Origin of the sequence: Pseudomonas sp. NFIX28, assembly GCF_900107395.1 — a bacterium.
Lineage (GTDB): Bacteria > Pseudomonadota > Gammaproteobacteria > Pseudomonadales > Pseudomonadaceae > Aquipseudomonas.
Genome location: NZ_FNPW01000012.1, coordinates 156,650 through 176,266 on the forward strand (window position 1 = coordinate 156,650; position 19,617 = coordinate 176,266).

At 58.8% G+C, this 19,617-nt stretch carries 17 protein-coding genes and 3 tRNA genes; 6 read left to right on the forward strand and 14 right to left on the reverse strand.

Translation table 11 applies throughout. From position 1 onward, the window contains the following. The first annotated feature begins 181 nt into the window (after positions 1-181). Entirely contained in the window at positions 182-1,312 is a 1,131-nt protein-coding gene (locus tag BLV20_RS22050; RefSeq protein WP_092304574.1) for a carbon-nitrogen hydrolase family protein, read from the forward strand. A 3-nt stretch (positions 1,313-1,315) separates the two neighbouring features. Beyond that, positions 1,316-2,353: an AraC family transcriptional regulator gene (locus tag BLV20_RS22055; protein ID WP_092304575.1), complete on the forward strand. Its 1,038-nt coding sequence runs from the start codon at positions 1,316-1,318 to the stop codon at positions 2,351-2,353. 17 nt (positions 2,354-2,370) lie between these two features. On the opposite strand, the gene BLV20_RS31800 is transcribed toward BLV20_RS22055, so the two are convergent. The 3 genes from BLV20_RS31800 to BLV20_RS22065 form a co-directional block, all read right to left on the reverse strand. After that, positions 2,371-2,493, reverse strand: coding sequence for a hypothetical protein (locus BLV20_RS31800; protein WP_256577865.1), 123 nt, complete (start codon positions 2,491-2,493; stop codon positions 2,371-2,373). Between the two features lie 209 nt (positions 2,494-2,702). Then, entirely contained in the window at positions 2,703-3,596 is an 894-nt protein-coding gene (locus tag BLV20_RS22060; protein ID WP_092304576.1) for a DUF2242 domain-containing protein, read from the reverse strand. A 91-nt stretch (positions 3,597-3,687) separates the two neighbouring features. Continuing rightward, positions 3,688-4,587, reverse strand: coding sequence for a LysR family transcriptional regulator (locus tag BLV20_RS22065; protein ID WP_092304577.1), 900 nt, complete (start codon positions 4,585-4,587; stop codon positions 3,688-3,690). 125 nt (positions 4,588-4,712) lie between these two features. Here BLV20_RS22065 and BLV20_RS22070 point away from each other — a divergent pair, with 125 nt between their 5' ends. Beyond that, on the forward strand, positions 4,713-5,918 hold the full coding sequence (locus BLV20_RS22070) for an MFS transporter (protein ID WP_092304578.1): 1,206 nt from the start codon (positions 4,713-4,715) through the stop codon (positions 5,916-5,918). Between the two features lie 55 nt (positions 5,919-5,973). Here the strand turns inward: BLV20_RS22070 and BLV20_RS22075 are convergent, their stop codons facing one another. From BLV20_RS22075 to BLV20_RS22120, 9 genes are all read right to left on the reverse strand, one after another. After that, positions 5,974-7,845 carry a SurA N-terminal domain-containing protein gene (locus tag BLV20_RS22075; RefSeq protein WP_092304579.1) on the reverse strand — a complete coding sequence of 624 codons (1,872 nt, stop codon included), beginning with the start codon at positions 7,843-7,845 and terminating at the stop codon, positions 5,974-5,976. 232 nt (positions 7,846-8,077) lie between these two features. Next, positions 8,078-8,407: an HU family DNA-binding protein gene (locus BLV20_RS22085; RefSeq protein ID WP_020296819.1), complete on the reverse strand. Its 330-nt coding sequence runs from the start codon at positions 8,405-8,407 to the stop codon at positions 8,078-8,080. Positions 8,408-8,500: 93 nt separating this feature from the next. After that, positions 8,501-10,897: an endopeptidase La gene (lon, locus tag BLV20_RS22090; protein ID WP_009044652.1), complete on the reverse strand. Its 2,397-nt coding sequence runs from the start codon at positions 10,895-10,897 to the stop codon at positions 8,501-8,503. A 163-nt stretch (positions 10,898-11,060) separates the two neighbouring features. Further along, the gene (gene clpX / locus BLV20_RS22095) at positions 11,061-12,344 is read right to left on the reverse strand and encodes an ATP-dependent Clp protease ATP-binding subunit ClpX (protein ID WP_007927204.1); all 1,284 of its coding nucleotides are present in this window, start codon (positions 12,342-12,344) and stop codon (positions 11,061-11,063) included. A 106-nt stretch (positions 12,345-12,450) separates the two neighbouring features. After that, entirely contained in the window at positions 12,451-13,092 is a 642-nt protein-coding gene (clpP, locus tag BLV20_RS22100; protein ID WP_016965272.1) for an ATP-dependent Clp endopeptidase proteolytic subunit ClpP, read from the reverse strand. Between the two features lie 93 nt (positions 13,093-13,185). Beyond that, positions 13,186-14,496 (reverse strand): trigger factor, encoded by a 1,311-nt coding sequence (gene tig / locus BLV20_RS22105; RefSeq protein WP_092304580.1) that lies wholly within the window; start codon positions 14,494-14,496, stop codon positions 13,186-13,188. Positions 14,497-14,919: 423 nt separating this feature from the next. Beyond that, positions 14,920-15,004: transfer RNA gene (locus BLV20_RS22110), tRNA-Leu, on the reverse strand. Between the two features lie 56 nt (positions 15,005-15,060). Further along, positions 15,061-15,136: transfer RNA gene (locus tag BLV20_RS22115), tRNA-His, on the reverse strand. A 40-nt stretch (positions 15,137-15,176) separates the two neighbouring features. Further along, a tRNA-Arg gene (locus tag BLV20_RS22120) sits at positions 15,177-15,253 on the reverse strand. Positions 15,254-15,533: 280 nt separating this feature from the next. Between BLV20_RS22120 and folD the strand changes: the two genes are divergently transcribed. Together folD and pbpG are read left to right on the forward strand one after the other, a co-directional pair. Continuing rightward, positions 15,534-16,388: a bifunctional methylenetetrahydrofolate dehydrogenase/methenyltetrahydrofolate cyclohydrolase FolD gene (folD, locus tag BLV20_RS22125; protein ID WP_092304581.1), complete on the forward strand. Its 855-nt coding sequence runs from the start codon at positions 15,534-15,536 to the stop codon at positions 16,386-16,388. A 278-nt stretch (positions 16,389-16,666) separates the two neighbouring features. Continuing rightward, complete coding sequence (gene pbpG / locus BLV20_RS22130) at positions 16,667-17,602, forward strand: D-alanyl-D-alanine endopeptidase (RefSeq protein ID WP_092304582.1); 936 nt, start codon at positions 16,667-16,669, stop codon at positions 17,600-17,602. A 91-nt stretch (positions 17,603-17,693) separates the two neighbouring features. On the opposite strand, the gene BLV20_RS22135 is transcribed toward pbpG, so the two are convergent. Next, positions 17,694-18,368: a PA2778 family cysteine peptidase gene (locus BLV20_RS22135; protein WP_092304583.1), complete on the reverse strand. Its 675-nt coding sequence runs from the start codon at positions 18,366-18,368 to the stop codon at positions 17,694-17,696. A gap of 221 nt (positions 18,369-18,589) precedes the next feature. On the opposite strand from BLV20_RS22135, the gene BLV20_RS31500 reads away from it, so the two are divergent. Further along, positions 18,590-18,757, forward strand: coding sequence for a hypothetical protein (locus tag BLV20_RS31500; protein ID WP_175540246.1), 168 nt, complete (start codon positions 18,590-18,592; stop codon positions 18,755-18,757). Between the two features lie 70 nt (positions 18,758-18,827). On the opposite strand, the gene BLV20_RS22140 is transcribed toward BLV20_RS31500, so the two are convergent. Next, positions 18,828-19,589 (reverse strand): TerC family protein, encoded by a 762-nt coding sequence (locus BLV20_RS22140; RefSeq protein WP_092304584.1) that lies wholly within the window; start codon positions 19,587-19,589, stop codon positions 18,828-18,830. Between the last annotated feature and the right edge of the window lie 28 nt (positions 19,590-19,617).

Sequence of the window (19,617 nt, forward strand, 5' to 3'; positions counted from 1 at the left end):
AAATGCGGAAGCTCTGCGGCCTCCGTCGGTCATGTTCGACAGACTAAGAGCAGCCCCCAAGGCGCTCAATGACCGTAACTGACAACTTATTGATCCAAATGCGCAGCCCGGCCTTGGCAATCGCGGACATGGGCCCTACCCTAGTCAGCGAATCCCGCACACGGCTGCCGACTGTCTTCCCATGCGCAAACTTCTGTACTTCACCTTCACCCTGGCCCTGATTGCCGCCCTGACCAGCTACGCGCTGTGGACCCGCGAGCGGCCGATTGGCCACTATCTTTCCGACCTGCGCATCCAGCTCGCGGTGGACCAGGGCACGCCCGCCGACCATGGCAACCTGCTGGGCATCCAGCCCGAACTCTTCCCCACCGACTACCAGAGCCCCGAGCGCCTGCACCGCAAGCTCGCGGCCTACCTGCAACAGGCCCGTGACCAGGGGCTGCTGAACGAAAAAACCGTGGTGGTGCTGCCAGAGCACATCGGCACCTGGCTGATGGTCAGCGGCGAGAAAAACGAGCTGTACCAGGCGGCCAGCCTGCAAGAGGCAATGAACTGGCTGGCGGTGAGCAACCCGCTGCCCTTCCTGCGCGCCCTGATCACCGCCAAGGGCGACAATCGCCTGAACGACGCGCATTTGCGGATGAAGGCCAGGAGCATGGCCGAGCAATACCAACGGCTGTTCGGCGGCCTGGCCAAGGAGTTTGGCGTCACCCTGGTAGCGGGTTCCATCGTCTTGCCCGAGCCGGTGATCGAAGACAGCAACCTGCGCATTGGCAGCGGTGCGCTGTACAACACCACCCTGGTCTTCGGCAGCGATGGGTTGCCGATCGGCCAGCCGCAGCGCCAGCTGTACCCGGCGTTCGACGAGCGCGACTTCATCCAGGCCAGCGCCGACCAGGCCGTCCAGGTCGTCGACACCCCCGCCGGCCGCCTGGGCGTGCTGATCGGCAGCGACAGCTGGTACCCGGACAACTATCGCAAGCTCAATGCCCAGGGCGCGCAACTGGTGGCGGTCCCGGCATTCGTCATGGGTCGTGGCGCGTGGGACAAGCCATGGCGCGGCTACAAGAACCTCTCGACCCCGAGCGAGGTCAGCCTCAAGCCGGAAGAAGTCAGCGAAGGCGAAGCCTGGCGCCGCCTGACCCTGACCAGCCGCGCACCGAGCAGCCTGGCCAGCGCCGGCGTCAGCGTGTTTCTGCGCGGCCAGTTCTGGGATCAGGGCAGCGCCGGGCAAAGCTTCATCAACAGCAACGGCGAGCACTTCGCCGATGGCGATGCCCGTGGCGCGCGTTTGCTGAATATCTGGTTGTAAGCCATGAAGCCCCAGCCGATGCGCCTCGGAGACTTGTCGGTGGGCTTCGTCCATAGCCTGGCCGACGCGGTGCGCAGCCATGGCCTCGACCCGCAGCCGCTGCTGGAGCAATACGGGCTGGATGCCGCGCGCCTGGCCGAGGCCGGGGCGCGCCTGTCGATTCCGCGTTACATGCGACTGGGCCACGCGGCGATCCAGCTGACCGGCGACCCGGCGCTGGGCCTGCGCATGGGCCAGCTCAGCCGCCTGAGCCAGGCCGGGCTCGCGGGCGTCACCGCCGCCCAGGCGCCGACCGTACGCGAAGCCGCGCGCTGCCTGACCCGCTTCGAGGCCCTGTACGGCTCGAACTATCGCGGCCAGTCGAGCTTTCACGAAGACGCCGACGGCGCCTGGCTGCGCTTCTATTCCATCAGCCCCTACAACAGCTACAACCGCTTTGTGGTGGACTCGATCCTGGCCGGCTGGCTGCAGCAATTGGGCAGCCTCGGCTTGCCGGTCAAGGCCGAACGCATCGAGATCGAATTCGCCCAGACCGATTACCGCGACCGCTACAGCAGCCTGGGAGATTGCCCGATCCAGTTCGGCGCCGAGCACAATCAGCTGCGCCTGAGCCAGGCCAGCCTGGCCCAGCGCAATGTCGAACATTGCCCGAGTACCTGGCGCCATCTGCTGCAACTGTGCGAACGGGAACTGGAGCAACTGACCCGCACCCGCAGCCTGCGTGAACGCATCACTCAGTTGCTGGGGCCTTTGCTCAATGGTGGCCGGGAGCCCGACCTGGAAGAAGTGGCGGCACGCCTGAAGCTGCCAACCTGGACCTTGCGCCGCAAACTCGCCGAGGAAGGGACGCAGTTTCGCGCCATTCTCAACGACACCCGCCGCGATCTGGCGATGACCTACATTCGCGATACCGAACTGGCCTTCGGGGAAATTGCCTATCTGTTGGGGTTTGCCTCAGCCGAGGCCTTTCAGCGCGCCTTCAAGCGCTGGAGCGGCCAGACACCGGGCGAGTTTCGTCGCAGCCATCGGCAGTCCGCCTAAAAAAAACGCCACCGGCGTTACAGCTCGGTGGCGTCTTCTGCGGGTTCCAGCGGGTCCAGCTCAAAAGCCTGGAATTCCAGCAGTTCTTCTTGGTAATCGTCCATGGCGGACTCCTTGCGGGTTTGCGGGGGTAAGGGCAACCTTCTTGTCGAGCAGCCTTGCGGGCAGTCTTCCTACTGACTTGGCCTGCAGCATAAAGTGCCGGTGTGACAGAAAAAATACCACGCGAAAATCGCTCGTCCCTCCAATGAAACGTAGCAGCTCGCCACCGATTTAGCCGCAGGCCGGCAACCATATCGTCAAAAATAACCGCGAGACCGACACCGGCCCCGCAGCTGTTGGCAAGGGCTTACTGTGGCAGCGGCGGAATCGGCTCTGTCGGCGCCGGCAAGGTGCTGGCGGGAGGCGGGGTAATGCTTTCAGTGGACGGCGTGGGCTCGGCAGTTGGGCCCGGCGCGATAGGCGTCGCTTCCGTGGGTGGTGCAACCGGTTCCGAGAAGTTCGATGCCGGTGGCGCAACGGGCTCCATGGCCGGGGCCGGCTCGGCAACCGGAACAACAGCCGGTGCAGCAGGCGCTACGGCAGCCGGTACCATCGCCGCCGGTTGTGGCGTCACTGGCGCCGGGGCCGGCACTGCCGCAGGCTCGGCGGGCTTGGCTTCGGGCATGCCCAGGTCGGTCTTCGGCTTTTCGACGATATGCGCGGCTTTTTTCGCTTCCTGCGGCAGAAACAGCTCCACCAGGGCGAAATAACGCTCGTAGAACTTCGCCGAGGAAACAGTCTCGCTGGCGACCTTGACCATCGAGTCATCGGTCGAGCCGATCGGCATCGACACCGAACCCAGCACCCCCACCCCCAGGCTTGCCGAATTGTTGACCTTCTTCAGGGCATAACGGTCTTGCAGGGCATTGGCGAACACCGTGGAGCGATGGCCGGTATTGCCGTCCTGGGCGCAAACCACGCTGAAACTGATCTCCATGTGGGTTTCGCCGGTCTGCTGGAAGCTCTTGTGGCCGCTGACCAGCTTCGGATCGCTGCTGGTGATGATGTAGCCCTGGCTGAGCAAGGCGCGACGGGCGGCCTCGCAGGACGCCGTCTCATTCACCGGGTAGTTGCGCGAAAAGGTGCCGGAGTCATCGAAGTTTTCATGCTCGTAAATAGCGGTCTTCTGCGACGAACAACCGGCGACGGCCACCAGCAGCAGGGTCAACCCGGCAGCACGCAGGTGAAATGATCTTTGCATCGAAAATCCTGAGGAAAACGGTCCGGGGCGTATTGTGCAACAGTTCGAGGCCACAGGGCGCGCGGATTAGTGTCTTAAAATGAATACCAGTTTACTGACCCTGGTTTGCCGGAAAAAGTCGCGCGCACAGATGATCGATGAACGCACGCAGCTTGGCGGCGGTGTGCCGGCTTGCCGGCCAGAGCAGCCAGAAAGTGCCGCTGTGCTCCAGATGCTCGTCGAGCACCTGCCGCAACTCGCCCCGTGCAACCGCCTCGCGCACCATGAAATCAGGCAAGCAGGCGATCCCCAGCCCGCGCCGCACCGCATGGTCCACCGCCTCGATAGAGGTACTGACAAAACGTGTCGGCAACAGCGGTTCCGGGGCGTCCACCGCTCGTCGCAGCGGCCAGTGCTCGAGTTTGCCGGTGTTGTGGAAGGTATGCCGCAAGCACCCGTGGTTAGCCAGGTCTGCGGGAACCTGCGGAACGCCCCGCTCGCGAAAGTACTCGGGCGTGCCTACCAGCACCAGGCGGAACTGGCCCAGCGACCGGGCCATCAGCCGCGAGTCGCCGGGGCTGCCGGTCCGTATCACGGCATCGAAGCCCTCTTCCACGACGTCCACAATGCGGTCCGTCAGCTCGATATCCAGTTCGATCTCTGGATAACGCTGCATGAACTCCACCAATACCGGCATCACCAGGCCGTGAACCTGCGGCAGGCTGACTCGCAACCTGCCCCGCGGGGCATTGGAGGATTTGCACAGATCGAATTCGGCCGCCTCGGCCTCGGCGACAATTCTGCGACAGCGTTCGAGAAAACATGCGCCTTCGGCGGTCAGGGTGATGCTGCGGGTACTGCGATGGAACAGCCGGGTCTCCAGGCGCTCCTCAAGCCGCGCGATGCTCTTGCCGACAGCCGACGAGGACACCCCCAACAAGCGCCCCGCCTCGGTGAAGCTGCGGGTTTTCGCCACATGCAGGAAGACCGAGATATTGCTCAACCAATCCATCGCCGACCTCGACATTACGGACATGGATGTCCGATAAGTTCGGAACCTTAGCCTATTTTTCTCTTTACCACAGCGCCCTACCCTCAGCCTCCCTACTTCCTGAAACCTGTAGCGAGCCTGACACCATGACCGAACCTCTTGCCACCGCCGACCTGCTGGACATCGAGTCCAGGCGCCGCGACCGACTTCCACTGGGCGGCCTGCTGGCCCTGGCGACCGCCGGTTTCATCACCATCCTTACCGAAGCCATGCCCGCGGGCCTGCTGCCGCAAATGAGCCAGGACCTGGCGGTGTCCCCGGCGCTGGTCGGCCAGTTGGTCACCCTGTACGCCATTGGCTCGCTACTGGCCGCGATCCCGCTGGTGATCCTCACCCAAGGCTGGCGCCGCCGGCCCTTGCTGATGATCGCGATAGGCGGCTTTGCACTGGTCAACAGCGTCACCGCGTTCTCCACCAACTACAGCCTGACCCTGGTCGCCCGCTTGTTCGCCGGGGTATTTGCCGGGCTGCTCTGGGCCCTGCTGGCCGGCTACGCAAGCCGCATGGTCGCACCGCACCTGCAAGGGCGGGCCATCGCCGTGGCCATGCTCGGCGCACCACTGGCGCTGTCCCTGGGGATCCCCGCGGGCACGCTGCTCGGCACGTTGGTGGGCTGGCGAGTGAGCTTTGCACTGATGACCCTGCTGACTCTGTTGTTGCTCGGCTGGGTGCGCTGGCAAGTGCCGGACTTTCCCGGCCAGCGCGCCGACAAACGCCTGCCGCTGTCGGGCGTGTTCGCCTTGCCCGGGGTCAAGCCGGTACTGTTCGTGACCTTCGCTTATGTCCTGGGCCACAACATCCTTTACACCTACATCGCACCGTTTCTGGAGCCGGCTGGCATCGCCGGGCAAATCGACCGGGTACTGCTGACGTTCGGCCTGACCGCTCTGCTGAGCATCTGGATTGTCGGGTTGCTGATCGATCGCTGGTTACGCCGACTGGTACTCGTCAGTTGCGTCCTGTTCGGCCTTGCGGCGCTGTTGCTGGCGTTCCAGGCCGATACGCCCATGGCGGTCTATGCCTCGATTGCCCTCTGGGGCTTGTCGTTCGGGGGCTTGGCCACTTTGCTGCAAACCGCACTGGCCAAGGCTGCCGGGACCGCTGCCGACGCGGCGCAGTCGATGCTGGTGACCGCATGGAACCTGGCGATCGCCGGGGGCGGCCTAGTGGGTGGAGTGCTGCTGGAAGGCCCGGGCGTATTGTCGTTTCCCTGGGTGATCATCGGCCTGTTGCTGGCTTGTCTGTTAGTGGTCGTGAATGCCAGGCGCCATGGGTTCCCCGCAGTAGGCTGAAAATAAAAACCCCGGCACGTTGGCCGGGGTTTCTGTCTGTTACTTCAGTCAGGCATCAGAAGCGCTTGATGTCCGCCTCGTTTTCCAACTGCTTGCGGTACGCCGCGAAGTCTTGCTGGCCCACACGCGAGGCGAGGAAACGACGGTATTGCGCCTTTTCTTCCTCGGTCGGTGCAGCGGCTTCGTTCACACCATTGAGCTGCAGGACCACCAGGCTGCCATTAGGCAGGGTCACACTGCTGAATGTCGGCTTGTCCTTGGCAGCAGGCTTGGCCATGCGGAACAGCGCCTGCAACACGATCGGCTCAACGCCTTCCTGGCCACGAGTGACTGCTTCCGCGACTTTCCAGCTCTGACCGTCGACCGGCGCATTCAACGCCGTCTTGCCTTCACGCAGGCTGGCGATCAAGGCATCAGCCTTGGCCTTGGCGGCAGCACTGGCGTGCTCCTTGGCCAATTGCGTGCGAATGCTGCTGGCGACGCTTTCCAACGGCAGCTGCTCTGGCTTGCGGTGCTCTTTGGCACGCAATACCACGACAGTTTCCGGGTCCAGCTCGATGGCGGTGCTGTTGGCACCTTCATCCAGCACTTCAGGACTGAAAGCAGCCTGAACCACGGCACGGTTGGCAGCAATGCCCTCGCCGCCTTCACGACCGAACGGAGCGGAAGTCTGCACCGTCAGCTTCAACTCTTGAGCTGGCTGGGCCAGGTCCGAAGCTTCGAACGAAGAGTCTTCCAATTGCTTGGTCGCCTCGACAAAACGCTGTTCGACCTGTTGGGTTTTCAGCTCGCGGGTCAGCTTGTCTTTCAGGCTGGCGAAGCTCGGCACTTCAGGCGCCTCGACGCCCAGCAGCTTGATCAGGTGGAAGCCGAAACCAGTGCGTACCGGCGCTGAAACCTGGTCCTTGTTCAACGCGTACAGCGCTTCCTCGAAGGTCGGGTCATAGACGCCAGGACCGGCATAGCCGAGGTCGCCGCCGTTGTTCGCCGAACCCGGGTCCTGGGAGAACTCCTTGGCCAGGGCCTCGAAGCTTTCGCCCTTGGCCAGGCGCGCCTGAATCTCTTCGATCTTGGCCTTGGCCTGTGCTTCGTTCACCTTGTCGTTCACTTCGATCAGGATGTGCGCGGCACGGCGCTGTTCGGACAGGTTGGCGGTTTCTTTCTGATACAGCGCTTGCAGGTCTTCTTCCTTGACGCTGACTTGATCAAAGAAGGAAGCCTTCTTCAATTCCAGATAGTCGATGACCACCTGGTCCGGCGACATGAATTCCTTGGCGTGCTCGTCGTAGTAAGCCTTGACCTCGTCGTCGGTCAGCTTGACTGCCGCGGGGTCGGCCTTGATGGTCAGGGAAGCAAAATCGCGGGTCTGCTTTTCCAGACGAGCGAATGCCAACACCTGGGCATCGGTCACAAAACCACTGCCAGCCAGACCGGCGCGCACCTGGCCAATCAGCATTTCCTGAGCCAGCATCTGACGGAATTGCATCCGGGTGTAACCCAGTTGACGGATCACCTGGTCGAAGCGCTCAGGGCTGAACTTGCCATCCACCAGGAATTCCGGCGTCTGCAGGATCACCTGATCCAGCGCGGCGTCAGAGAAAGCGAACTTGGAGCTTTGCGCACCTTGCAGCAGCAGCTTGCGGTCGATCAGCCCCTTGAGAGCCGCTTCACGCAGCATCTTCTCGTCGAGCAAGGAAGCGTCGAAATCCTTACCCAGTTGTTGCATCAGCTGGCGGCGTTGCATATCAACCGCCTGGCTCAGCTCATTCTGGGTGATTTCTTCGCCATTGACCTTGGCCGCATCCTGACTGGTGGAAGTGGCTTGAAAAATGGCATCGAAACCGGTCAGCGCCATCAGTGCGACGATGACCCCGATAATGGTCTTGGCAATCCAGCCTTGTGAATTGTCCCTGATATTCTGCAGCATGCGTCCCCCAGAAACGGTTGTACTTCAAATTAAGCAACCGTGGAGCGTGGGTAGAGTCCGGATAGAAGAAAGGCGCATCCGAGGATGCGCCTTTCTCGTAACTGGCGAAGCGGACGGAGGTTCGAACCCTCGATCCCCGATGTGACAAACCGGATTTCTAACCGGCTGCCCTACCGCTCCGCTGCCAGGTCGGGAAAGACCCCGACCCGGGTAGGCAAAGGCTTGAAGAAGCTTAGTTAACGGCTTCTTTCAGTGCTTTACCAGCTTTGAAACCTGGTTTTTTGGCTGCAGCGATTTCCAGCGTCTTACCGGTCTGTGGGTTACGACCAATGCGAGCAGGACGATCGGTAACAGAGAAAGTACCGAAACCAACCAGTACAACGGAGTCGCCAGCCTTAAGAGCGCCAGTGACGGATTCGATTACTGCATCCAGCGCACGGCCAGCAGCAGCTTTCGGGATATCAGCAGATGCGGCGATAGCATCAATCAGTTCCGACTTGTTCACTCTAAGTCCCCTTATATATCTATTTGAGTATGATTCTAAGTTTTTTGGTGAAAGCAAAAACCAGTGCTGAATGGCCTACAGACACTTAAGAGCCGCTTTATAACAAGGGCTCTAAAAAGCTGTCAAGGAAGCCCCCCAGGCTAATGCGTATTAATGCGTGCTAATTCTTTCCTTAGAGTCAGACTCGCGTTTTTCATCCTTTGCAACTATCTCGGGAGCCACATCCGGCAAGGGCTCCGGCGCGTATTGCAGCGCAATTTGGAGGACTTCGTCAATCCATTTAACTGGCTTAATTTGCAGATCCTGCTTGATATTGTCAGGAATTTCCTTCAAATCGCGCACATTTTCTTCTGGAATGATGACTGTCTTGATTCCACCACGATGTGCTGCAAGAAGTTTCTCTTTCAAACCACCGATCGCCAACACTTGCCCACGCAGAGTTATTTCCCCGGTCATGGCCACATCCGCCCGCACCGGAATACCGGTCAATGCCGAAACCAGCGCCGTGCACATGCCCACGCCAGCACTAGGACCGTCTTTCGGAGTGGCCCCTTCCGGCATGTGGATATGAGTGTCGCGCTTCTCGTGGAAGTCCAGGGGGATCCCCAGGCTCTTCGCACGGCTACGCACCACCGTCAGCGCCGCAGTGATCGATTCGACCATTACATCGCCCAGCGAACCGGTCTTGATCAACTGACCTTTGCCAGGCACCACGGCCGCTTCGATGGTCAGCAGCTCACCACCCACCTGCGTCCAGGCCAGACCCGTCACTTGACCGATCTGGTCCTGCTGCTCGGCCAGGCCATAACGGAATTTGCGCACGCCAAGGAAGTGCTCCAGCAGGTCGGAAGTGACCTTCACCGAGAAGCGTTTTTCCAGCGCATGCTCCTTGACCGCCTTGCGGCAAACCTTGGCGATCTGGCGCTCCAACCCACGCACACCGGCTTCGCGGGTGTAGTAACGGATGATGTCGCGGATAGCTTCTTCGTCGAATTCCAGCTCGCCTTTCTTCAGGCCGTTGGCCTGGATCTGCTTGGGCGACAGGTATTTGACCGCGATGTTGATCTTCTCGTCTTCGGTGTAACCCGGCAGGCGAATCACCTCCATCCGGTCCAGCAACGCTGGTGGGATGTTCATCGAGTTGGAGGTGCAAAGGAACATCACATCAGAAAGGTCGTAATCGACTTCCAGGTAGTGGTCATTGAAATTGTGGTTCTGCTCGGGGTCGAGCACCTCGAGCAATGCCGAGGCCGGATCGCCGCGCATGTCGCTGCCCATCTTGTCGATTTCGTCGAGAAGGAACAGCGGGTTGCGAACGCCCACCTTTGTCATCTTTTGAATCAATCTTCCCGGCATCGAACCGATGTAGGTACGACGATGACCACGAATTTCCGCTTCATCACGCACACCACCGAGGGCCATGCGCACGAATTTACGGTTGGTGGCATGGGCAATCGATTCCGCCAGGGAAGTTTTACCTACCCCGGGAGGCCCGACCAGGCACAGTACCGGACCACGAATCTTCTTCACGCGCTTTTGCACGGCAAGGTATTCGAGAATGCGTTCTTTGACTTCTTCCAGGCCATAGTGATCGGCGTCGAGAATATCTTCGGCACGTGCCAGGTCCAGACGAACCTTGCTTTGAGCTTTCCACGGCACCTGGACCAGCCAGTCGATATAGGAACGCACCACTGTGGCTTCGGCCGACATCGGCGACATCTGCTTGAGCTTGTTCAGCTCGGCCTGGGCCTTGGCCAGGGCGTCCTTTGGCAGACCCGCGGCGTCGATGCGCTTCTTCAGCTCTTCAACTTCGTTGTGACCTTCGTCACCGTCACCCAGCTCTTTCTGAATGGCCTTCATCTGCTCATTCAGGTAGTACTCGCGCTGGCTGCGCTCCATCTGCTTTTTCACACGACCGCGAATGCGCTTCTCGACCTGCAACAGGTCGATTTCCGCATCCAGCAACGCCAGCACATGCTCGACACGTGCCGACAGATCAATGATCTCGAGAATTTCCTGCTTCTGTTCGATTTTCAGCGCCATATGCGCAGCCATGGTGTCTACCAGGCGGCTTGGCTCATCGATGCTGTTGAGGGAAGACAGTACTTCGGCAGGGACTTTCTTGCCCAACTGCACATATTGCTCGAACTGGGACAACAAGCTACGGACAAAGACTTCCGACTCACGCTCAGGAGCGTCCACTTCGTCGATCAGGGAAACTTCGGCACGGCAATGGCCGTCCACTTCGCTGAAGCGCTCCACAGCGCCCCGCTGCTCGCCCTCGACCAGGACCTTGACGGTACCGTCGGGCAACTTGAGCAATTGCAGAACAGTGGCAATGGTGCCTACGCGATAGAGTGCATCTTCACCGGGATCATCATCAGCAGGATTTTTCTGAGCCAACAGAAGAATCTGCTTGTCGCCCGTCATCGCGGCCTCGAGGGCTTCGATAGACTTCTCGCGCCCCACGAACAGCGGGATAACCATGTGCGGATAAACCACGACATCACGCAATGGCAAGAGAGGCAATTCGATGGTTGTCTTCATGATTTCGCCTCTACGGCGGCCATAAGGCCGTAAACAGATGGAAGTAAGCTTGAAACCAAGATGGGGGCTGCCTCAAAAAAAAACAAGCTCAAAGACAGTACTTTAAAAACAGTAAAAACAAAGGGGCCCGAAGGCCCCTTCTTTTAAAGCAACAGTCCGGTGCTTAGGCGTCCGGAGCTGCCTTGGCGGTCGGCTCACTGTTTTCGTAGATATACAGTGGCTTGGACTTACCTTCTATAACGCTTTCGTCGATCACTACTTTACTCACCTCGGATTGCGAGGGGATCTCGTACATAGTGTCGAGCAACACGCCTTCGAGAATCGAACGCAACCCACGAGCACCCGTCTTGCGCTCAAGCGCACGCTTGGCGACCGACTTGAGAGCATCGGTACGGAACTCCAGATCGACGCCTTCCATCTCGAACAGCTTGGCGTACTGCTTAGTCAAGGCGTTTTTCGGCTCGGTGAGGATCTGGATCAGCGCTGCTTCATCCAGCTCGTCCAGGGTTGCCAGAACCGGCAGACGCCCCACGAACTCCGGAATCAGGCCGAACTTGACCAGATCGTCCGGCTCGACTTCACGCAGGGATTCGCCGACTTTCTTGCCCTCTTCCTTGCTGCGCACTTCAGCATTGAAGCCGATGCCGCCACGAGTCGAACGGTTCTGAATAACCTTTTCCAGCCCCGAGAACGCACCACCACAGATGAACAGGATGTTGCGCGTATCGACCTGCAGGAACTCTTGTTGCGGATGCTTGCGACCGCCCTGAGGCGGAACGGAAGCCACAGTACCTTCGATCAGTTTCAACAGAGCTTGCTGAACACCTTCACCCGAAACGTCACGGGTAATCGAAGGATTGTCAGACTTGCGGGAAATCTTGTCGATTTCATCGATATAGACGATACCCATTTGGGCCTTCTCTACATCGTAATCGCACTTCTGCAGCAGTTTTTGAATGATGTTCTCGACGTCCTCACCCACATAACCAGCTTCGGTAAGGGTGGTGGCGTCGGCAATGGTGAACGGTACATTCAACAGGCGCGCCAAGGTCTCTGCCAGCAGAGTCTTGCCCGAACCTGTAGGGCCGATCAGCAAGATGTTGCTCTTGCCCAGTTCGACCTCGTCATTCTTTTTGTCACGCTGGTTGAGGCGCTTGTAGTGGTTATACACCGCTACTGCCAAAACCTTTTTTGCACGTTCCTGACCAATCACATACTGATCAAGGATGCCGCTGATTTCTTTAGGCGAAGGCAATTTATGCGCGCTGCTTTCAGCCTGTGCCTCCTGCACCTCCTCACGGATGATGTCATTGCACAGGTCGACGCACTCGTCGCAGATAAAGACCGAGGGGCCGGCAATCAATTTGCGCACTTCATGCTGGCTTTTGCCACAGAAGGAGCAATAAAGCAGTTTGCCGTTGTCCTCGCCGTTGCGGGTGTCAGTCATTCGATCGATCCAAATCCGATAGGCTTGCAACACAAGATGAAGGCAATTGCGGGCTTTTTCAAGTCCGCAGGTGGCCGGTTAAACCAACCACCTACATTTGAGTTGCTTAGGCGGGCATTTGACGCTTGTTGATCACAGAGTCAATCAGGCCGTATTCAGCCGCACGCTCTGCGCTCATGAAGTTGTCGCGCTCGGTATCGCGCTCGATGGTCTCGAGGCTCTGACCAGTGTGATGAGCCAGCAGCGAGTTCAGACGCGAACGAATGTGCAGGATTTCCTTGGCATGGATATCGATATCCGAAGCCTGGCCTTGGAAACCGCCCAATGGCTGGTGAATCATCATCCGCGAGTTAGGCAGGCAGTGACGCTTGCCCGCTGCGCCGCCGGCGAGCAGGAAAGCCCCCATGCTGCAGGCCTGGCCGATGCAGATGGTGGAAACGTCCGGCTTGATGAATTGCATGGTGTCGTAGATCGACATACCTGCAGTCACCGAACCGCCTGGCGAGTTGATGTAAAGATGGATGTCCTTGTCCGGGTTTTCCGCTTCAAGGAAGAGCAATTGTGCCGCGACCAGGTTGGCCATGTAGTCTTCTACCGGGCCAATCAGGAAGATCACTCGCTCCTTGAGGAGGCGCGAGTAGATGTCATAGGCGCGTTCGCCACGGGCGGACTGCTCGATAACCATCGGGACCAGACCGCCTGCGGCCTGGATGTCAGAGCTCTGCTGATAATAAGAATTGCGGGACATGTCCTGCAGTCACTCCCAAATAGTCATGTCTTGAATACGCATAAGCCAGCACGAAGGCTGGCTTATGGTGTGTATTTTCGAACGAGTAAAAAATCAGTCGGCTTGTGGTGCTTCTACCGGCTTGACCGCTTCTTCGTAAGAGACCGATTTGTCGGTCACGCTAGCTTTCTGCAGAACAGTATCCACAACTTGTTCTTCCAGCACAACCGAACGGACTTCGTTCAGTTGCTGCTCGTTCTTGTAGTACCAGGACACGACCTGCTCTGGTTCCTGGTAAGCAGAAGCCATTTCCTGGATCAGCTCACGCACGCGGGCTTCGTCAGGCTTGAGGTCGAATTGCTTGACCACTTCAGCCACGATCAGACCCAGTACAACGCGACGCTTGGCTTGCTCTTCGAACAGCTCGGCCGGCAGTTGATCAGGCTTGATGTTGCCACCGAACTGTTGAACGGCCTGAACGCGCAGACGGTTCACTTCGTTGTCCAGCAGAGCCTTAGGCACTTCGATCGGGTTGGCAGCCAGCAGGCCGTCCATTACCTGGTTCTTGACCTTGGATTTGATGGCCTGACGCAGTTCGCGCTCCATGTTCTTGCGAACTTCGGTGCGGAAACCTTCCAGACCAGCTTCCTTGATGCCGAATTGAGCGAAGAACTCTTCGGTCAGCTCTGGCAGCTTAGGCTCGGAAACAGTGTTGACAGTCACGGTGAACTCGGCTGCTTTGTTAGCCAGGTCCAGGTTCTGGTAGTTCTCAGGGAAAGTCAGGTTCAGAACACGCTCTTCACCAGCCTTGGCGCCGACCAGACCTTCTTCGAAGCCCGGGATCATGCGGCCGGAACCCAACACCAGCTGAGTACCCTTGGCGGAACCGCCGGCGAACACTTCACCGTCGACCTTGCCGACGAAATCGATGTTCAGCTGGTCTTCGTTCTGCGCAGCACGGTCGGCCACTTCGAAGCGAATGTTCTGCTTGCGCAGGATTTCCAGCATGTTGTCCAGATCAGCATCAGCCACGTCAGCGCTCAGGCGCTCAACAGCGATGGACTCGAAACCGGCAACGGTGAACTCAGGGAACACTTCGAACGTTGCGACGTATTCCAAGTCCTTGCCTTTCTCCAGAACCTTGGGTTCAACCGAAGGAGCGCCAGCCGGGTTCAGCTTCTGCTCGACAACCGCTTCGTAGAAAGAAGCCTGGATCACGTCGCCCACAGCTTCTTGACGCGCATCAGCTTCATAACGCTGACGGATCACGCTCATTGGGACTTTGCCAGGACGGAAGCCTGGAATCTTGGCCTTTTGGGCAGTCTGCTGCAGACGCTTGTTGACCTGTGTCTCGATGCGCTCAGCCGGCACGGTGATGCTCATGCGGCGCTCAAGAGCAGAAGTATTTTCAACAGAAACTTGCATGGATATTCCTCGTTGCACAGACGTTAGCCGGCCGTTTCCGACCCCAGAATCAAGGGCATGCATTCTAGTGGGTCAAACTCAAGAAGTCACCCTACTGAAAACGGGTTAAAAAACAGCTGGCGATTTATAGGCGGGGACCAACGGTTGAGCCTCGCCCTGGGAGCAAATACTGCGAATCAAACCAGGGCCTCTGCACCAATGCTTCTATATATAGAAGGAATGACGCGTCACCTCCCTGATGACCGGACCAAATCACTGCCTGGCCGGTAAACCTCCAGCATTCCAGCGACAAAAGGACGAGTGTTTCGTCGCTTCCCTGGCCCAGCACCTGCGACCCGCTGGAAATGCAGACTTCTGAAACGAAAACGGCGCAGCCCTTTTCAGGTGCTGCGCCGTTATCTGCTATATAAATAGCTACTTAATTGGTGCGGACGAAGAGACTCGAACTCTTACACCTTGCGGCGCTGGAACCTAAATCCAGTGTGTCTACCAATTCCACCACGTCCGCGTATCACGCTTTTAAAGCAAAGGCGCCAGACTATTAATCTGGCGCCTTTCGGAATATGGGGTGGACGATGGGGATCGAACCCACGACAACAGGAGTCACAATCCTGTGCTCTACCAACTGAGCTACGCCCACCATATTGCGTTGTTGCGTTACTTGTGCCAAAGCTGCCTAATGGCGCACCCGGCAGGACTCGAACCTGCGACCATCCGCTTAGAAGGCGGATGCTCTATCCAGCTGAGCTACGGGCGCCTTATTAATCTGTATTCTTTAACGATTACAAACTAAGTGCTTTCAGTCGTTACGAGTTAAACATCAACTCTGCCCGACCTTCTTAACCAGTGCTAGGCTGTGCCCGACAAGTGCGACGAATGTTATAGACGAGCCGTTAGGTCGTCAACTCTTTTTTGAAAAAAATTCATTTAATTAAAGGAGTTAGGGGAATTTGCAGACCAAGCGCCTTTGCCCTCACGTCCTGGCATGCGAGAATGCGTTCTCTTTTTCTCACCCTCTCGATGGTTAATCACGCGTCATGACTGCACAACTAATCGACGGCAAAGCGATCGCCGCTAGCCTGCGCCAGCAGATCGCCAAACGTGTCGCCGAGCGTCGCCAGCAAGGCCTGCGTACTCCCGGCCTCGCGGTGATCCTGGTCGGCAGCGACCCGGCCTCTCAAGTTTATGTCTCGCACAAGCGTAAAGACTGCGAAGAGGTCGGCTTTCTTTCACAAGCCTATGACTTGCCTACAGACACCACTCAAGAAGCTCTGGCTGGCCTGATCGACCGCCTCAACGATGACCCGAACATCGATGGCGTCCTGCTGCAACTGCCACTGCCCGAACACCTGGATGCCTCCAAACTGCTGGAGCGCATCCGCCCGGATAAAGACGTGGATGGTTTCCATCCTTATAACGTCGGCCGCCTGGCCCAGCGCATTCCCCTGCTACGCCCATGCACACCTAAAGGCATCATGACCCTGCTGGAAAGCACCGGCGCCGATCTTTACGGCATGGATGCAGTGGTTGTGGGCGCTTCCAACATCGTTGGCCGCCCGATGGCAATGGAGTTGCTGCTAGCCGGTTGCACCGTAACCGTCACTCACCGCTTTACCAAGGATCTGGCCGGCCACGTCGGGCGCGCCGACCTGGTGGTGGTGGCCGCCGGCAAGCCGGGCCTGGTCAAGGGTGAATGGATCAAGGAAGGCGCCATCGTCATCGACGTCGGCATCAACCGCCAGGAAGACGGCAAGCTGGTAGGCGACGTGGTCTACGAGACCGCCCTGCCCCGCGCTGGCTGGATCACCCCGGTACCGGGGGGCGTCGGCCCGATGACTCGCGCCTGCCTGCTGGAAAATACCTTGTATGCAGCCGAAACGCTGCACGGTTGACCCCTGGGAAATACCCTGACTAAAAGAACCCCGCCATTGGCGGGGTTCTTTGTTTTCATCCGCCAGAAACCTCAACCGACCCAGCCCTTCACGCCATCGGTGCCTCAGCGGTGAGGGGCCGGGACTGGTACAAAACTGATACAGGATGAAATTTAATTTACCTGAAGCCCTTTACCCCCAGGCGTGTAGCTCTTTCCTCGCACATACTCATAAAATGTAACGTTTTTTTGAACGCAGCCCGTTGTAGAACGGCATATCCACTTCATGAGTCCGCCCGCGTGAAAATCCGTCTTTCTATCCTGAGCCTGTTTTTTGCTGTTACAGGCACCTTTATCACGCAGAGCGCCGTCGCTCGCGAAACCACCGAAGCGCCGCGCGACCCCTCTCAGCTGCATATCGCCTCCGGCAGCGCCATGCTGCTGGACCTGCAGACCAACAAAATCATCTATTCCAGCAATCCTGACGTTGTCGTGCCCATCGCTTCGGTGACCAAGCTGATGACCGGCCTGATTGTGCTAGACGCCAAACAACCGCTGGATGAATACATTTCCGTGGACATTAGCAATACGCCGGAAATGAAGGGCGTGTTTTCACGGGTCAAGCTCAAAAGCGAATTGCAGCGCAAGGACATGCTGCTGATTACCCTGATGTCGTCGGAAAACCGTGCCGCCGCCAGCCTTGCCCACCATTATCCCGGTGGCTACGCAGCCTTTATTGCCGCCATGAACGCCAAGGCCAAGGCATTGGGCATGACCAGCACGCACTATGTCGAACCCACAGGCCTGTCGACCCATAACGTTTCCACCGCACGCGACCTGAGCAAGTTGCTGCTGGCAGCGCGCAAATACCCGTTGCTGAGCGAACTGAGCGCCACCAAGGAAAAGACCGTGGCATTTCGCAAACCCAGCTACACCCTGGGTTTTCGCAATACCGATCATCTGGTCCACCGGGCCAACTGGGATATCAAGCTGACCAAGACCGGCTTTACCGATGAAGCGGGTCATTGCCTGGTGCTGGTCACCAGCATGAGCAACCGCCCGGTTGCCCTGGTAATTCTCGATGCCTTTGGCAAATACACGCACTTCGCCGATGCCAGCCGCATTCGGCAATGGCTGGAAACCGGAAAAAGCGGCTCGGTACCGGACGCAGCCTTGCGCTACAAGGCCGACAAGAACCTGAAAAGTCGCCAGAACGGCGTCGCCCAGAGCAAATAAAACCCGAGAGACACAAAAAAGGCCGCAGTTCAGTCGATCGCGGCCCTTTTCAAAGACGGCGCCCTTGGGCGCCGTCAGCGTTTGTGCAACCTCAGTTGGCGGTCAACGCCTTGGTCGCCCGCGCCGCCGCGTTCTCCTGCCCGGCCCGGGCCAGCTCATCGGCCGCCTTCAACCAACGCTGGCGGTCAACCTGGGCCGGCACCTGGGTCGGCCCCTGGATCAATACCGCCCAATGCCCTGCACTGCTCCAGGCCGACTCGAACTTGGCAAAATCCATCAACAAGCGACGATTCATCCCCGCTCGCAGCAGCACCGTCTGCTTGTGCCGGTTGTAACCGGCCAGCACGGCATAGCGAGGCTCGGCCCAGAACGCCGAGCCTTCGGTGTAACGCACCATTACCGGGTACCCCGCGGCGACCTGGGCCAGCAGCGCGGCTAAATTATCGTCCAGCGGATAAACCACCATTCCGTACTCACGCGCCAGGCTCAGCATGTTCTGCTGCAACTTCGCCTCGGCGCCGGGCAGCTGCAGCGGCTTGTCCAATAAGCCCGGGGTGATCGCGATGCCCTGCTGGGACAGCATGCTGGCCAGTGCGCCCGGGCCGCTCTGATAAGTCTCGCCACGGTAAAACGGTACGCCATTGAGCTCTACCCGCTCGGGCAGACGCTGAATTTCCGGCTGCACGCTGCTGGCGCAACCGGCTAGCGTGAGGGCGCAGGCACCCGCCAACAATAGTGTGCGAAATCGTAGAAACATCCGTTCCATCATGACTCTCTTGTGCAGGTGCCAAGCCGGGAGCGCCGGCTGAAACGCTGATGATAGGGCTCCGCGGTGCACGGGTATAGCGTTAAGCCGCAGTAATTTGCAGCCCATAGAGCAAACGGGTTGATGGCACTCGACTATTGGTCAATGGCTTGAAATACATCCGCGACTAAACTGTCCATTGCAACGAGCGTGTGCCCGGACAGGGCAATAAGGAGGCATATATGAGCCTGACAACGACAATCCTGATGCTGATCGGCGGCTGGCTGTCCGTCGCCGCTGCCATGCTCTGGGGCGTCCTGCGAATTGCTCGCCGGCACCATCACCCGCGGTTGCCGACTGCCGCCACGAAAACCGCAAAACCGGCCCGGCATCACGCCACCGCGCACTGACCGCACCTTTATTTCCCCCATAAAAAAGGCGGCCCGTGAACACGGGCCGCCTCGGTCATTGCCGCAAATATCAGGCCTGGACTTCCGCCTCCGCCGCTGCGCGCTTCTGCCGGGCACGACGGGCCAGCATGTTCAACCCCTCGATGGCTGCCGAGAAGGTCATGGCCGCGTAGACGTAACCTTTTGGCACATGGGCACCGAAACCTTCGGCGATCAGGGTCATGCCGATCATGATCAGAAAGCCCAGGGCCAGCATGACCACCGTCGGGTTGTCATTGATGAACTTGGCCAAAGGCTCGGCCGCCAGCAACATCACCAGTACCGAGACCACCACCGCGATGATCATGATCGGCAAGTGCTCGGTCATGCCGACGGCGGTAATGATGCTGTCGATGGAGAACACCATGTCCAGCATCAGGATCTGGCCGATCGCTGCGGCAAAACCCAGGGATACGCCTGCGGTCTCGCTTTTGCCGTCCTGCGATGCCGGGTCCATGCTGTGATGGATCTCGGTAGTGGCCTTCCACAACAGGAACAGGCCACCGGCAATCAGAATCATGTCCTTCCAGGAGAAGACCTGGCCGAATACATCGATCACCGGCTCGGTCAGCTGCACGATGAATGCGATGGTACTGAGCAGTGCCAGGCGCAGGATCAGAGCCATGCCGATACCGATCCGGCGAGCCTTGGCCCGGTGCTGTTCAGGCAGCTTGTTGGTCAAGATCGAAATGAAGATCAGGTTATCGATGCCGAGCACGATTTCCATGACCACCAGGGTTGCCAGGGCGATCCAGGCGGTGGGGCTGGCGGCAAGTTGTAAAAGGTATTCCATGGCTCAGTCCTGAGTCGGGGGTATTGGG